14 protein-coding genes are annotated in these 14,274 nt (G+C 71.1%); 1 reads left to right on the top strand and 13 read right to left on the bottom strand.

Features of this window, described 5'->3' with window-relative positions:
• The 13 genes from ACTMTJ_RS45150 to pyrR all read right to left on the bottom strand — a co-directional run.
• Positions 1–182, bottom strand: a 182-nt coding sequence (locus tag ACTMTJ_RS45150) for an S-adenosylmethionine synthetase N-terminal domain-containing protein (RefSeq protein ID WP_441223715.1), incomplete at its 3' end; no start/stop codon positions are given.
• A gap of 89 nt (positions 183–271) precedes the next feature.
• Positions 272–1,486: a bifunctional phosphopantothenoylcysteine decarboxylase/phosphopantothenate--cysteine ligase CoaBC gene (gene coaBC, locus ACTMTJ_RS45155; protein ID WP_441225274.1), complete on the bottom strand. Its 1,215-nt coding sequence runs from the start codon at positions 1,484–1,486 to the stop codon at positions 272–274.
• Between the two features lie 4 nt (positions 1,487–1,490).
• Positions 1,491–1,754 (bottom strand): DNA-directed RNA polymerase subunit omega, encoded by a 264-nt coding sequence (gene rpoZ / locus ACTMTJ_RS45160; RefSeq protein WP_173053553.1) that lies wholly within the window; start codon positions 1,752–1,754, stop codon positions 1,491–1,493.
• Positions 1,755–1,768: 14 nt separating this feature from the next.
• Positions 1,769–2,374 carry a guanylate kinase gene (gene gmk / locus ACTMTJ_RS45165; RefSeq protein ID WP_441225275.1) on the bottom strand — a complete coding sequence of 202 codons (606 nt, stop codon included), beginning with the start codon at positions 2,372–2,374 and terminating at the stop codon, positions 1,769–1,771.
• A gap of 32 nt (positions 2,375–2,406) precedes the next feature.
• Entirely contained in the window at positions 2,407–2,724 is a 318-nt protein-coding gene (gene mihF / locus ACTMTJ_RS45170) for an integration host factor, actinobacterial type (protein WP_173053557.1), read from the bottom strand.
• Between the two features lie 168 nt (positions 2,725–2,892).
• Complete coding sequence (pyrF, locus tag ACTMTJ_RS45175; protein ID WP_441225278.1) at positions 2,893–3,735, bottom strand: orotidine-5'-phosphate decarboxylase; 843 nt, start codon at positions 3,733–3,735, stop codon at positions 2,893–2,895.
• 18 nt (positions 3,736–3,753) lie between these two features.
• A complete protein-coding gene (locus tag ACTMTJ_RS45180; RefSeq protein WP_441225280.1) occupies positions 3,754–5,034 on the bottom strand; it encodes an adenosylmethionine--8-amino-7-oxononanoate transaminase in 1,281 nt (426 codons plus the stop codon).
• A gap of 13 nt (positions 5,035–5,047) precedes the next feature.
• Complete coding sequence (locus tag ACTMTJ_RS45185; protein WP_441225281.1) at positions 5,048–6,076, bottom strand: quinone-dependent dihydroorotate dehydrogenase; 1,029 nt, start codon at positions 6,074–6,076, stop codon at positions 5,048–5,050.
• Positions 6,073–9,387 carry a carbamoyl-phosphate synthase large subunit gene (gene carB / locus ACTMTJ_RS45190; RefSeq protein WP_441225282.1) on the bottom strand — a complete coding sequence of 1,105 codons (3,315 nt, stop codon included), beginning with the start codon at positions 9,385–9,387 and terminating at the stop codon, positions 6,073–6,075. The genes ACTMTJ_RS45185 and carB overlap by 4 nt, the downstream gene beginning before the upstream one ends.
• A complete protein-coding gene (carA, locus tag ACTMTJ_RS45195) occupies positions 9,380–10,486 on the bottom strand; it encodes a glutamine-hydrolyzing carbamoyl-phosphate synthase small subunit (RefSeq protein ID WP_441225284.1) in 1,107 nt (368 codons plus the stop codon). The genes carB and carA overlap by 8 nt, the downstream gene beginning before the upstream one ends.
• Positions 10,487–10,571: 85 nt before the next feature.
• Positions 10,572–11,834 (bottom strand): dihydroorotase, encoded by a 1,263-nt coding sequence (locus tag ACTMTJ_RS45200; RefSeq protein ID WP_441225286.1) that lies wholly within the window; start codon positions 11,832–11,834, stop codon positions 10,572–10,574.
• A complete protein-coding gene (locus ACTMTJ_RS45205; RefSeq protein ID WP_441225287.1) occupies positions 11,831–12,733 on the bottom strand; it encodes an aspartate carbamoyltransferase catalytic subunit in 903 nt (300 codons plus the stop codon). The genes ACTMTJ_RS45200 and ACTMTJ_RS45205 overlap by 4 nt, the downstream gene beginning before the upstream one ends.
• On the bottom strand, positions 12,730–13,290 hold the full coding sequence (gene pyrR / locus ACTMTJ_RS45210) for a bifunctional pyr operon transcriptional regulator/uracil phosphoribosyltransferase PyrR (RefSeq protein WP_441225288.1): 561 nt from the start codon (positions 13,288–13,290) through the stop codon (positions 12,730–12,732). Before pyrR ends, ACTMTJ_RS45205 begins: the two co-directional genes overlap by 4 nt.
• 296 nt (positions 13,291–13,586) lie before the next feature.
• Between pyrR and bldD the strand changes: the two genes are divergently transcribed.
• Entirely contained in the window at positions 13,587–14,075 is a 489-nt protein-coding gene (bldD, locus tag ACTMTJ_RS45215; protein ID WP_173053573.1) for a transcriptional regulator BldD, read from the top strand.
• Positions 14,076–14,274: the final 199 nt, after the last annotated feature.

Genomic DNA, 14,274 nt, shown 5'->3' on the forward strand with positions numbered 1-14,274 from the left:
GCCTTGGTGGTGACCTCACCGGCCACATGCACCTGACCGGTCGTGATCAGCGTCTCGACCGCGACCCGGCTACGCGGGTCCTGGGCGAGCAACGCGTCGAGAATGCCGTCACTGATCTGGTCAGCGATCTTGTCCGGGTGGCCCTCCGTGACCGACTCGGAGGTGAACAGGCGGCGTGCCACGGTGCTCCTCACGTTGGTGTCTTCATGTTTCGCGGCAGTCTAGCCATCGCCGCTAGAGCCTTAACCTAGGCCAACAGCCTGACTACCCCTTATGACAGGTGGGTTAAGTGGGGTACGACCAGGTCGAGCACGGCGTCGGCCAGCTCGTCCTTCGGCTGTTCGGCCAGCTCGGTGGTCGAACCATCGGCCCCGAACACGACCGCGGTGTTGGCGTCGGCGCCGAACACGCGGTCGACGCCGACCCTGTTGAGCACGATCAGGTCGGCGCGCTTGCGGGCCAGCTTGGCGCGGGCGTTGTCGACCGCGTCGTCGCCGTCACCGGTCTCCGCCGCGAACGCGACGAGCACCTGACCAGGACGTTTGCGCTCGCCCAGCTCGGCCGCGATGTCGGGGTTGGTGACCAGCTCGATCACCGGCGCGCCACCGCCGTCGACCTTTTTGATCTTCGAGGGTGAGTACGCCGCCGGGCGGAAGTCGGCGGGCGCGGCGGCCATCACCACCACGTCGGCGCTCGCGGCCGCCTCGACGGTGGCCTTGCGCAGCTCCTCGGTCGAGCCGACCCGCACGAGGTCGACGCCGGCCGGGTCGGCGAGCGTCACGTTGGCGCTGACGAGCGTGACCCGGGCGCCCCGCGCGGCGGCGGCGCGGGCGAACGCGTACCCCTGCTTGCCGGAGGAGCGGTTGCCCAGGAAGCGCACCGGGTCGAGCGGCTCGCGGGTGCCGCCGGCGGTCACGACCACATGGCGGCCGGCCAGGTCGGCGGCCGGAAGGTCGCCTCGGGCCAGGACGCGGCGGCAGATCGCGAAGATCTCGGCGGGGTCGGGCAGACGGCCCTTGCCGGAGTCGGCACCGGTGAGGCGGCCCACCGCCGGCTCGATCACGATCGCGCCACGGGCGCGGAGCGTGGCCACGTTGGCGACGGTGGCGGGGTGCTCCCACATCTCGGTGTGCATGGCCGGCGCGAACACCACCGGGCAGCGCGCGGTGAGCAGCGTGTTGGTGAGCAGGTCGTCGGCGAGCCCGTGTGCGGCCTTGGCGAGCAGGTCGGCGGTGGCGGGCGCGACGACCACCAGGTCGGCGCTCTGGCCGATCCGCACGTGCGGCACCTCGTGCACCTGGGACCACACGTCGTCGGCGACGGGCTGACCGGACAGGGCCGCCCAGGTGGGCGCGCCGACGAAGCGCAGGGCCGACGCGGTCGGCACCACGCGGACCGCGTGACCGGACTCGGTGAGGAGCCGCAGCAGCTCGCAGGCTTTGTAGGCGGCGATGCCGCCGCCTACACCGAGGACGACCGCGGCCACCGGGTTACGGGTTGTCGGTGGGCTCGGCCGTCAGCAGGCCGGCGTTGATCTCGCGCATCGCGATGGAGAGCGGCTTTTCCTGCGGAGTGGTTTCCACCAGGGGTCCGACGTACTCCAGCAGGCCCTCGCCGAGCTGGCTGTAGTACGCGTTGACCTGGCGGGCACGCTTGGCGGCGAAGATGACCAGCGCGTACTTCGAGGTGGTCTTCTCGAGCAGCTCGTCGATCGGCGGGTTGGTGATGCCTTCAGGATTGGCGACGGAGCCCACGTGGATCCTTCTAGTCAGGTGTTTGATCCCGGCCGCGCCGGGGCGAGAAATGATGAACCGAGCAAGCTTACCAACTCGTCGGCGGCACGCTCGACATAGTCGTTGACCACCGTCACGTCGAACTCGCGCTCGGCGGCCAGCTCCTCGTCGGCGTGGGCCAGGCGGCGGCGGATGGTCTCCTCGTCGTCGGTGCCCCGGCCGATGAGGCGCCGCTTGAGCTCTTCGACGCTCGGCGGGGCGAGGAACACCAGCCGCGCGTCCGGCATCGCCTCCCGCACCTGGCGGGCGCCCTGCAAGTCGATCTTCAGCAGGACCGGCTCGCCCTGGTGCAGCCGGTCCTCGACCGGACCGCGGGGCGTGCCGTACAGGTTGCCGGCGAACTCGGCCCACTCCAGGAACTGGCCGGTGGCGATCATCCGCTCGAACTCGGTCCGGTCGACGAAGAAGTAATGCACTCCGTCGACTTCGTAGTCACGCATCTTCCGGGTCGTGGCCGACACGGACAGCCACACCCACGGCGAGCGCGCCCGGATCAGCTCGATCACGCTGTCCTTCCCGACTCCGGAGGGGCCGGACAGGACGGTGAGGCGAGCCGCTTCCGGGCGCGCGTCGTCTTCCATGCTCACTGCTTGTTTCTACACGGTGCGGCGGATCAGTTTGAAGCGAACTCCCCAAGCAGCGCCTTACGCTGCTGCTCTCCGAGTCCGCGCAGGCGCCGGCTGTCGGCAATCTTGAGCTTCTCCATGATCTGGGTCGCTCGAATCTTGCCGATGCCCGGGAGCGCCTGAAGCACGGCCGAGACCTTGAGTTTGCCTACGACGTCGTCGGTCTCGGCACGTTCGAGCACGGCGGCGAGGGTGGTCTTGCCCTGCTTGAGCTGCTCCTTCAGCTCAGCGCGGGCCTTGCGGATCTCCGCAGCCTTCTCCAGCGCTGCTGCGCGCTGTTCGGGGCTCAGTGACGGGAGCGGCACCAGTTCTCCTCAGGTCCCTATCGCGGCGGCGAACCACCGCCGCATCTGTGAAACATGGTGTGGCCCGGAACCAAAGGGGCATGTGATTCCCGGCGCCGGGAAAACTAGCGGGCAGCGACGTTTTCGGCAACGTCGGCGCGCCATGATCACGCAATCGTGACCGCGGCATCACCCTGCGGCGCCGCTCAGCACCACCCGGCAGTCGGCCTGCACACGCTCCACGGCCGCACGCAGGGCCGCGGTGTCCGGACCGTGTTTGAGCACCTCCCGAGAGTACGACGGGAGCACTGCCGAAACGTTCCCGGAAAAGACCCGACGAAGATCATCCGGTGTCCCGCCCTGAGCGCCGAGACCCGGCGCGAGCATGGGCCCGCCCACCCCGGAGAGGTCGTGGCCTGTCACGCCTACGGTCGCCCCGACCACCAATCCGAAGCTGCCCAGCGGCTCCGCACCCCTGTTGAGCTGGGAAATCTCATCGATGACGGCCTGCGCGACGGTCCGGCCGTCCGCCGCGACCGCGTGTTGCACGTACGGTCCTTCCGGGTTGGACGTCAGCGCGAGCACGAAGACGCCGCCGCCGTGCGCGGCCGCCGTCTCGAACATCGGGGCGAGCGAACCTACTCCCAGGTAGGGACTCGCGGTGATCGCATCGACATACAGAGGACTGGATGGATCCAGGTACGCGTCGGCGTACGCGCGGACCGTGGAACCGATATCTCCCCGCTTGACGTCCAGGAGAACGAGCGCCCCGGCATCTTTGAACTGTCGGATAGTTGACTCAAGGCTGGCGATTCCTCGCGATCCATGCCTCTCGAAGAATGCGGACTGCGGCTTCACAATCGCGCAGCGGTCGCCGATCGCTTCCACGACCGTTCCACAGAAGGTCGCCAGGCCGTCCGGGTCGTCCCGCAGCCCCCACGCCGCGAGGAGCGACGGGTGCGGATCCACGCCCACGCACAGCGGCCCCCGTTCCGCCATCGCCCGGTGCAGCCGCGCCCCGAAAGTCTCCATTTGTCGGCATCCTCCTGCTCAGGCCGCGCGGGCGGCCACCGCGACCGCCCGGGTGATTCGCGCTACGTCAAGATCGTCCGCCACGTACGGCGGCATCGTGTAGATCAGGTCGCGGAACGGGCGCAGCCACACGCCGGCGCCCACCGCCGCGGCCGTCGCGGCCGCCATGTCGACCGGCCGGTCCAGTTGCACCACGCCGATCGCACCCAGCACCCGCACGTCCAGCACCCCGGGAGCGCCCTCCAGAGGCGCCAGGCCGGCCCGGAGGGCCGTCTCGATCCGTGACACCTCCCCCGCCCAGTCACCGTCGCGCAGGAGGCCGATGGAGGCGCTCGCGACCGCGCAGGCGAGCGGGTTGCCCATGAACGTCGGCCCGTGCGCCAGCACCGGCACCGCGCCGGCCGAGATCCCGGCGGCCACGTCCGCCGTGCACAGGGTCGCGGCCAGGCTCAGGTAGCCGCCGGTCAGGGCCTTGCCCACGCACATGATGTCGGGCGTGACCCCGGCGTGGTCGGCGGCGAAGAACGCCCCGGAACGGCCGAAGCCGGTGGCGATCTCGTCGAGGATCAGCAGGACGTCGTACTCCCGGGTCAGCTCGCGCAGCGCGCGCACGTACGCCGGGCTGTGGAAGCGCATGCCGCCGGCCCCCTGCACGACCGGCTCGACGATCACCGCCGCCAGCTCCTCGGCGTGCGCCTCCAGCGCCGCCTTGAGTGTCTGGAGGTAGCCCTCGTCCGGCGGCGCGTCGAACCCGTCCGGCGGCGCCGGTGCGAACACCTGGCGGGGCAGCACGTCCGTCCAGAGCTGGTGCATGCCGCCCACCGGGTCGCAGACGCTCATCGGATGGAAGGTGTCACCGTGGTACCCGCCCCGCCACGTGGCCAGCCGGTGCTTGTGCGGACGCCCGCGGGAGCGCTGGTACTGGAGCGCCATCTTGACCGCGACCTCGACGCTCACCGAGCCGGAGTCGCAGAGGAAGACGTGCTCCAGCCCCTCCGGCGTCACCTCGACGAGCGTGCGGGCGAGCGCCACGGCGGGCTCGTGGGTCAGCCCGCCGAACATCACGTGGCTCATCCGCCCGAGCTGCCCGACCACGGCCGCGTCCAGCACCGGATGCCGGTACCCGTGGATCGCCGCCCACCACGACGACATCCCGTCGACCAGCTCCCGCCCGTCCGCCAGCCGCAGGAGCACGCCGTCGGCGCTCTCCACGACGTACGGATCGGTGGTGCCCGGCATCGGCCCGTACGGGTGCCACACGTGCGCCCGGTCCAACGCCACGATCTCGTCCGGCCTCATCCAAACGCCTCCCCTATGGCACGCCAACCGCCCGCGTCGGCCTCGACCGGGCGGCGCGGGCGATCGACCGCACCAGGGCCGGGCCCCGGTAGATGAAACCCGTGTAGAGCTGCACGAGACTCGCGCCCGCGTCGAAGAGGCGGGTCGCGTCGTCCGGGTCGAGGATGCCGCCGACGCCGATCACCGGCAGCGCTCCCCCGGTCTCCCGGCAGACGAACTCGACGACCTCGCGGGCCCGTGCGGTGAGCGGCCGCCCGGACAGGCCGCCCGCCTCCGCGGCCAGGGCGGTGTCGGCAGCCGCCACACCCGCACGGGACAGCGTCGTGTTGGTCGCGATCACGCCGGCCGCGCCCCGGTCCATGCACACCTGGAGCAGCTCGGCGATCGCCGGCTCGGTCAGGTCCGGGGCGATCTTCACGAGCACCGGCGGCCCGCCGACCAGAGCCTCCAGCAGCGCGTCGACGTGTTCGCGGTCCTGGAGCGCGCGCAGGCCGGGCGTGTTCGGCGAGGAGACGTTGACGGCCACGTAGGACGCGTGGTCGCGCAGCAGGTCGTACGAGGCGTGGTAGTCGGCCACCGCCTCACCCAGCGGGGTCGCCTTCGACTTGCCCAGCGAGACGCCCAGCGGCACCGGCAGCGGGCCGGTCTCCATCAGGCGCGCGGCCAGCGACGCCGCGCCCTCGTTGTTGAAGCCCATCCTGTTGATCACGGCCTGGCTCTCCCGGAGGCGGAAGAGGCGGGGGCGGGGGTTGCCCGGCTGCCCGTACGCGGTGACCGTCCCCACCTCGACGAAGCCGAAGCCGAGCGCGGGCCACGCGGGCAGCGCGAGTCCGTTTTTGTCCATGCCGGCGGCGAGGCCCACGGGGTTGGGGAAGTCGACGCCGAAGACCCGCACCGGCGCGGCCACCGCGTACCGGCGGCGCAGCACCGCCAGCACCCGCGGGGAGAGGCGGGACAGGCGGCGCAGCGTCCACTCGTGCGCCGCCTCCGCGTCACCGCCCCCGATCCGGAACAGGGCCGGCCGGGCGAGGGAGTAGATCACGACTCGGCCCGCAGGGCCTCGTGCAGCTCCTGGAGCGGGCGTACCGACATGTCGCCCCGGATCAGCGCCTCGATGCCCATCACCGCGGCGGTCACCCCCGGCACCGTCGTGATGCACGGGATGTCCGCGGTGACCGCGGCGCTCCGGATCTCGTACCCGTCGGATCTGGCACTGGCTCCTGATCCTTGGGGTGTGTTGATGACCAGCGCGACCTCGCCGGCGGCGATGAGCGAGACGGCGTCGCCGAGCGACACCTCGAAGTGCTTCGGCACCACCGACACCGCGATGCCGTACCGACGCAGCACCTCGCCCGTGCCCGCCGTCGCCACGATCTCGAAGCCGAGGTCGGCGAGGCGCTTGACCGGGAAGACCATCGCCCGCTTGTCCCGGTTGGCGACCGTGACCAGGATGCGGCCGGCGGTGGGCAGCGAGCCGTAGGCGCCCGCCTGCGACTTCGCGAACGCCTGCCCGAAGCCGGCGTCGATGCCCATCACCTCGCCGGTCGACTTCATCTCCGGGCCGAGCAGGTTGTCGACGCCCTTGCCGGCCGGCGTGCGGAACCGCTTGAACGGCAGCACCGCCTCCTTGACCGCGATCGGCGCCCCGTCCGGCAGCGCCCCGCCGTCGCCGGTGGCCGGCAGCAGGCCGGAGGCGCGTAGGTCGGCGATGGTGGCGCCGAGCATGATGCGGCTCGCCGCCTTCGCCAGCGGCACCGCGGTCGCCTTCGACACGAACGGCACGGTGCGCGACGCGCGCGGGTTGGCCTCCAGCACGTAGAGGGCGTCGTCCTTGAGCGCGTACTGCACGTTGAGCAGGCCGCGCACGCCCACGCCCCGGGCGATCTCCTCGGTGTACCGGCGCACCTGGGTCAGGTGCGAGCCGGCGAGCGTGATCGGCGGCAGCACGCACGAGGAGTCGCCGGAGTGGATGCCGGCCTCCTCGATGTGCTCCATCACGCCGCCGATGTACACCTCGCCGGTGGCGTCGCAGAGCGCGTCGACGTCGATCTCGATCGCGTCGTCGAGGAAGCGGTCGACGAGCACCGGGTGGTCCGGCGAGATCTCGGTGGCCCGGCCGATGTAGTCGCGGAGGGTCGGCTCGTCGTACACGATCTCCATGCCGCGCCCGCCGAGCACGTAGGACGGGCGGACCAGCACCGGGTACCCGATGTCGTCCGCGATCGCGCGGGCCTCCTCGAACGAGGTGGCCGTGCCGTGCGCGGGTGCCCGCAGCCCGGCCTTGGCCAGCACCGCGCCGAACGCGCCCCGGTGCTCGGCGAGGTGGATGGACTCGGGCGTGGTGCCGACGATCGGCACGCCCGCGTTCTTGAGCCGCTGCGCGAGGCCGAGCGGAGTCTGGCCGCCGAGCTGCACGACCACACCGACGACGCCGGGCCCGCCCGCGGCGGTGCCGGACGAGTGCTCGGCGTGCCACACCTCCAGCACGTCTTCGAAGGTGAGCGGCTCGAAGTACAGCCGGTCGGCGGTGTCGTAGTCGGTGGAGACGGTCTCCGGGTTGCAGTTGACCATCACGGTCTCGTAGCCCGCCGCCCGGAGCGCCATCACCGCGTGCACGCACGAGTAGTCGAACTCGATGCCCTGCCCGATCCTGTTCGGCCCGGAGCCGAGGATCAGCACCTTGGGCCGGTCAGAGGGGGCGACCTCGGTCTCCTCGTCGTAGGAGGAGTAGTGGTACGGCGTCTTCGCGGCGAACTCGGCCGCGCACGTGTCCACCGTCTTGTACACCGGGCGCAGGCCCAGCCGGTGGCGGAGCGTGCGGATGCCGTCTTCGCCGGCGAACTCGGGGCGCAGCGCGGCGATCTGCCAGTCGGAGAGTCCGGCGCGCTTCGCCCGCCGCAACAGCGCTTCGTCGAGCACCGGCGCGGCGACGATCTCCGCGCGCAGCTCGACGAGCGAGGCGATCTGGTCCAGGAACCACGGATCCATGCCGCCCGTCGCCGACGCGACCTGCTCCACCGTCGCGCCGAGCCGCAGCGCCCGCTCGACGGTGTAGAGCCGCCCGTCGTGCGGGGTGCGGAGCGCCTCCAAAGTGGACTCCAGCGACGAGTCCGGGTCCGGCGCGGTCCAGAAGCCCACCGCCTTGGACTCCAGGGAGCGCATCGCCTTGTTGAGCGCCTCGGTGAAGTTGCGGCCCAGCGACATCGCCTCGCCGACCGACTTCATCGTGGTGGTCAGCTCGGGGTCGGCGCCGGGAAACTTCTCGAACGCGAAGCGCGGGATCTTCACCACCACGTAGTCGAGCGCGGGCTCGAATGCGGCCGGCGTCTCCTGGGTGACGTCGTTGGGAATCTCGTCCAATGTGTACCCGATGGCCAGCTTCGCGGCGATCTTGGCGATCGGGAAGCCGGTGGCCTTGGAGGCGAGCGCGGACGAGCGGGAGACCCGGGGGTTCATCTCGATGACCACGAGCCGCCCGTCGCCCGGGTGCACCGCGAACTGGATATTGCACCCGCCGGTGTCCACCCCGACCTCGCGGAGCACCGCGATGCCGAGGTCGCGCATCCGCTGGTACTCCCGGTCGGTCAGCGTCATGGCCGGCGCGACGGTGACGCTGTCGCCGGTGTGCACGCCCATCGGGTCGACGTTTTCGATCGAGCAGACCACGACCACGTTGTCCTTGCGGTCGCGCATCAGCTCCAGCTCGTACTCCTTCCAGCCGAGTACGCTCTCCTCGATCAGCACCTCGTGCACCGGGGAGGCGGCCAGGCCCGCGCCCGCGATCCGCTCCAGGTCTTCGGGAGTGTGCGCCATGCCGGACCCGAGACCGCCCATCGTGAACGAGGGCCGGATGACCACCGGGAGCCCGAGCTCGGCGACGGTCTCGCGCACCTCGTCCATCGACCGGCACACGCGGCTGCGCGGCGTCTCACCGCCGGCCTTGGCGACGATCTCCTTGAACAGCTGGCGGTCCTCGCCCCGGCGGATCGCGTCGATGCGGGCGCCGATCAGCTCGACGCCGTACTTGTCGAGCACGCCCGACTCGTGCAGCGCGACCGCGGTGTTGAGCGCGGTCTGGCCGCCGAGCGTGGGCAGCAGCGCGTCGGGCTTCTCCCGGGCGATGACCAGCTCGACGAACTCCGGCGTGATCGGCTCGACGTACGTGGCGTCGGCGAACTCCGGGTCGGTCATGATGGTCGCCGGGTTGGAGTTGACCAGGCTGACCCGCAGCCCCTCGGCGCGCAGCACCCGGCACGCCTGGGTGCCGGAGTAGTCGAACTCGCACGCCTGCCCGATCACGATCGGCCCCGAGCCGATCACGAGCACGTGCTGGATGTCGGTCCGTTTAGGCATCGTCGGTCAACTCCACGAACCGGTCGAAGAGGTAGTCCGCGTCGTGCGTGCCCGCGGCCGCCTCCGGGTGGTACTGGACGGTGAAGGCGGGCACGTCGAGCGCCCGCAGCCCTTCGACCACGTTGTCGTTGAGGCAGATGTGCGAGACCTCCACCCGGCCGAAGTCTGTCTCGACGACCTCGCCGTGTGGGGCCTCGACCGCGAAGCCGTGGTTGTGCGAGGTCACCTCGACCTTGCCGGTCGTGCGGTCGAGCACCGGCTGGTTGATGCCGCGGTGGCCGTAGCGCAGCTTGTAGGTACCGAAGCCCAGCGCCCGCCCCAGGATCTGGCTGCCGAAGCAGATGCCGAACAGCGGCACCCGCCGCCGCATCACCTCGCGGGCCAGCGCCACCGGGTGGTCGGCGGTCGCCGGGTCGCCCGGGCCGGGCGAGAAGAAGACCGCGTCCGCGCCGAGCCCGAGCAGATCGTCCACCGTGGACGTCGCGGGCAGCACGTGGGTGGTGACGCCGCGGGCGGCCAGCCGCCGCGGCACGTTGCGCTTGATGCCCAGGTCGAGGGCGGCCACCGTGAACCGGTGCTCGCCGTCGGCTTCCACTGTGTACATCTCCGGGGTGGTCACCTCGGCCGACAGGTCGGCGCCGACCATCTCGGGCGCGGCGAGCACCCGCTCGCGCAGGGCGATCGGGTCGGTCTCCTCAGTGGACACACCGACCCGCATCGCGCCCCGCTCGCGCAGGTGGCGGGTGAGCGCGCGGGTGTCGACCCCGCTGATGCCCACCACGCCCTCGGCGGCGAGCCGCTCCTCCAGGCCGCCGGTGGCGCGCCAGTTGGAACCGATCCGGGCCGGGTCGCGCACGACGTAGCCGGCGACCCAGATCCGGCCCGACTCGTCGTCTTCACCGTTGACGCCGGTGTTGCCGATGTGCGGGGCGGTCTGCACGACGACCTGCCGGTGGTAAGACGGGTCGGTCAGCGTCTCCTGGTAGCCGGTCATGCCGGTGGTGAAGACCGCCTCGCCGAAGGTCTCCCCCTCCGCGCCGTACGCCTCGCCGTGGAACACACGCCCGTCTTCGAGCACCAGGATGGCGGGCTTCCTCATTGCCTACCTCCGATCCGGACTGCGGGACTCGCATGCCCAGGCCCGCGGCGACGTCCAGGCCGTCGAAGCTCATTCCTCGCACGGATCACAAGACAGCCTTTCCGTCGAGCACCGTTGCCTCGCCGCGCAGGAACGTCGCGACCACCCGGCCGGGCAGCGTCATGCCCGCGTACGGCGTGTTGCGGCTGCGGCTGGCCGACTCCCCCGGGTCGACGACGCGGCGCGCGGCCGGGTCGACGAGCGTGAGGTTTGCCTTCACCCCGGGCGCCAGGTCGTGGCCGTGGTCGGCCAGCCCGGCGATCCGCGCCGGCGTACGGGACATCCGCTCGGCGATCATGTCCCAGTCGTCGCCCAGGACGTCGAGCACGATCGAGAGCGCGGTCTCCAGGCCGAGCATGCCCGGCCGGGCGTACGCCCACTCGCATTCCTTGTCTTCCACCGCGTGCGGCGCGTGGTCGGTGGCGACGACGTCGATGACCCCTTCACGCAGGGCCTCGCGCAGCGCCTCCACGTCGGCCTTGGTACGCAGCGGCGGGTTCACCTTGAAGACCGGGTCGTAGCTCGTCGCCCGCTCGTCGGTGAGCAGCAGGTGGTGCGGCGTGACCTCCGCCGTTACCTTCACGCCCCTGGCCTTCGCGTGGCGCAGCACCTCGACGCTGCCGGCCGTGGAGACGTGGCAGACGTGCAGGCGGCTGCCCACGTGCTCGGCGAGCAGCACGTCGCGGGCGATGATCGCCTCCTCCGCGACCGCCGGCCAGCCGGTCAGCCCGAGGCGGGTGGCGACCTCGCCCTCGTGCATCTGCGCGCCCTCGGTCAGCCGCGGCTCCTCGGCGTGCTGGGCGATCACGCCGTCGAACGCCTTCACGTACTCCAGCGCCCGCCGCATCAGCCGCGGGTCGGCGACGCAGTGGCCGTCGTCGGAGAAGATGCGCACCTGCGCCGCCGACGTGGCCATCGCGCCGAGCTCGGCCAGCCGTTCGCCGGCCAGCCCCACCGTCACCGCGCCGATCGGCTGCACGTCGACGAGCCCGGCCTCGCGGCCCAGCCGGTAGACCTGCTCGACGACGCCGGCCGTGTCGGCCACCGGCGAGGTGTTGGCCATCGCGCAGACCGCCGTGTAGCCGCCGAGGGCCGCCGCCCGCGAGCCGGTCTCCACCGTCTCGGCGTCCTCGCGTCCCGGTTCCCGGAGGTGGGTGTGCAGATCGACGAGGCCGGGCAGCGCGACGAGGCCGTCGGCGTCGATCACCTGGGCGTTCTTCGCCCCGCCTTCGGCGATCACGCCGTCGCGGATCAGAAGGTCGGTCTTCCCCCGGCCGAGGATGGAAACGCCTTTGACGAGAAAGCTCACGACTTGCCTCCGAGCAGCAGGTAGAGGACGGCCATCCGCACGGAGACCCCGTTGGCGACCTGTTCGACGATGGTGGATCGGGTCGAGTCGGCCACCTCGGGTGCGATCTCCATGCCCCGGTTCATCGGGCCGGGGTGCATGACGATCGCGTGCTCGGGCAGCCGGCGCATGCGCGGCCCGTCCAGCCCGTAACGGCGGGCGTACTCGCGTTCGCTCGGGAAGTAGGAGGCGTTCATGCGCTCCCTCTGCACGCGCAGCATCATCACCACGTCGGCGTCGGGCAGCACGGCGTCGAGGTCGTACGAGACCTCGGTGCGCAGGTCCGGTGGGATCAGCGTGGGCGGGCCGACCAGCGTGACCTTTGCCCCGAGCGTGGCGAGCAGGTGCACGTTGGAGCGGGCCACCCGGCTGTGCAGCACGTCGCCCACGATCGCGACGCTCAGCCCGGCGAGGCGGCCGAGGCGGGAGCGCATCGTGTACGCGTCGAGCAGCGCCTGCGTCGGGTGCTCGTGGGTGCCGTCGCCGGCGTTGAGCACCGAGCCCTCCACCCAGGTGGCCAGCCGGTGCGGCGCGCCCGAGGCGGGGTGGCGGATCACCACCGCGTCGGCGCCCATGGCCTGGAGCGTGAGGGCGGTGTCCTTGAGGCTCTCCCCCTTGGACACGCTCGACCCCTTGGCCGAGAAGTTGATGACGTCGGCGGAGAGGCGCTTGGCGGCCGCCTCGAAGGAGATTCGAGTACGGGTCGAGTCTTCGTAGAAGAGGTTGACGACCGTGCGGCCGCGCAGCGTGGGCAGCTTCTTCACCTCGCGGCCGGCGACCGTGGACATCTCGGCCGCCGTGTCGAGGACCAGCGTCGCCGTCGCCGCGTCCAGGTCCGCGGCGGAGAGCAGGTGCTTCATGAGTGGTTACCCCCGTAGAGCTTGACCTCGTCCGCGCCGTCGATCTCGTCGAGGGCGACCTTGACGCTCTCGCTGAGCGCCGTGGGGATGTTCTTGCCGACGTAGTCGGCGCGGATCGGCAGCTCGCGGTGGCCGCGGTCGACGAGCACCGCCAGCTGCACCGAGCGCGGGCGGCCGATGTCGCTGAGCGCGTCGAGGGCGGCCCGCACGGTGCGGCCGGAGAAGAGCACGTCGTCGACGAGGATCACCCGCCGACCGTCCACGCCGGCCGGTGGCACCTCGGTCGGCCCGATCGCGCGGGTGGCCTGGCTTCGGAGATCGTCACGGTAAAGCGTGATGTCCAACACACCCACGGGCACGTCGATGCCCTCGAAGGTGCGGATGCGGTCGGCGAGGCGGCGGGCGAGCGGCACGCCCCGCGTCGGGATGCCGAAGAGAACGGTGTCCGCCGCCCCCTGGGTCTTCTCCAGGATCTGGTGGGCGATGCGGTCGACGATCCGCTTGACGTCGTCGGCACTCAGGATGGACTTCGCGAGGGCAGCCTGCGGTAACGCCACTGGCGGTCACTCCTTCCCCGCCTCACGGGACGGGCCTTAAAGGGTGTCGATGTCCGGCGCGTCCCGCGGGTCGCGGGCCGGCCGGTGGCCGCACGCAACGTTACCAGTGGACCTTGCGAACCCCTCGCAACACCTCCTGAGCTACGAATCAGTACTGGTGCGAAAGCGGACAAGTATGCTTTTATCGCGCGGGAATGCGTTTAGGGGCACTTGACGCTGTGTCTCAATCCCCGTACCGTCACGCTCCGTAGCGAACAGCTGGGGAGAACCCCGGGCAGAGCACTGGGAGTGTCGGAATGCCCTCTGAGTACGCCAAGTCCTTGGGCGCCCGCCTGCGCTCCATCCGCCAGCAGCAGGGCCTGTCCCTGCAAGGGGTGGAGGAGAAGTCGAACGGGCGCTGGAAGGCCGTCGTGGTCGGCTCGTACGAGCGCGGCGACCGCGCGGTCACCGTGTCCCGCCTCGCCGAGCTGGCGGACTTCTACCGCGTGCCCGTCTCGGAGCTGCTGCCCGACGGCAGCGGCGTCCGGCACGAGCCCACCAACAAGATCGTGCTCGACCTGGAGCGGCTGTACGACGAGGTGTCCGACGAGCTCGCCTACGTCGCCCGGTACGCGCGCGCGATCCAACAGCAGCGCGGCGACTACAACGGCCGCGTCCTCTCCATCCGCGCCGACGACCTCCGCGCGCTGGCGATCGTGTACGACATCTCGCCCTCCGGCCTCATCGAGCGCCTGACCGAGGCCGGGGTGCTGGTGGCCGACCCGCGGGCGTTCTTCGCCTCCTGAGGTCCGGCCTCACCGGCGGCGCGGCGCCTCCTCCCCGGCGCCCGCCCGCCACCGCACGGCCCGAAAGGCACGTGGTTCGCACCGAACCACGTGCCTTTCCGCTTTATTTGAGCTACCGCGACGATGCTCCTATGGTTGTCAAGCGGCGGGGTCAGGGTCGTTTGTTGTGATGATTTGGTAGAGCTCGCGGGCGATGTAC

This window comes from Phytohabitans sp. LJ34, assembly GCF_052068095.1.
Lineage (GTDB): Bacteria > Actinomycetota > Actinomycetes > Mycobacteriales > Micromonosporaceae > Phytohabitans.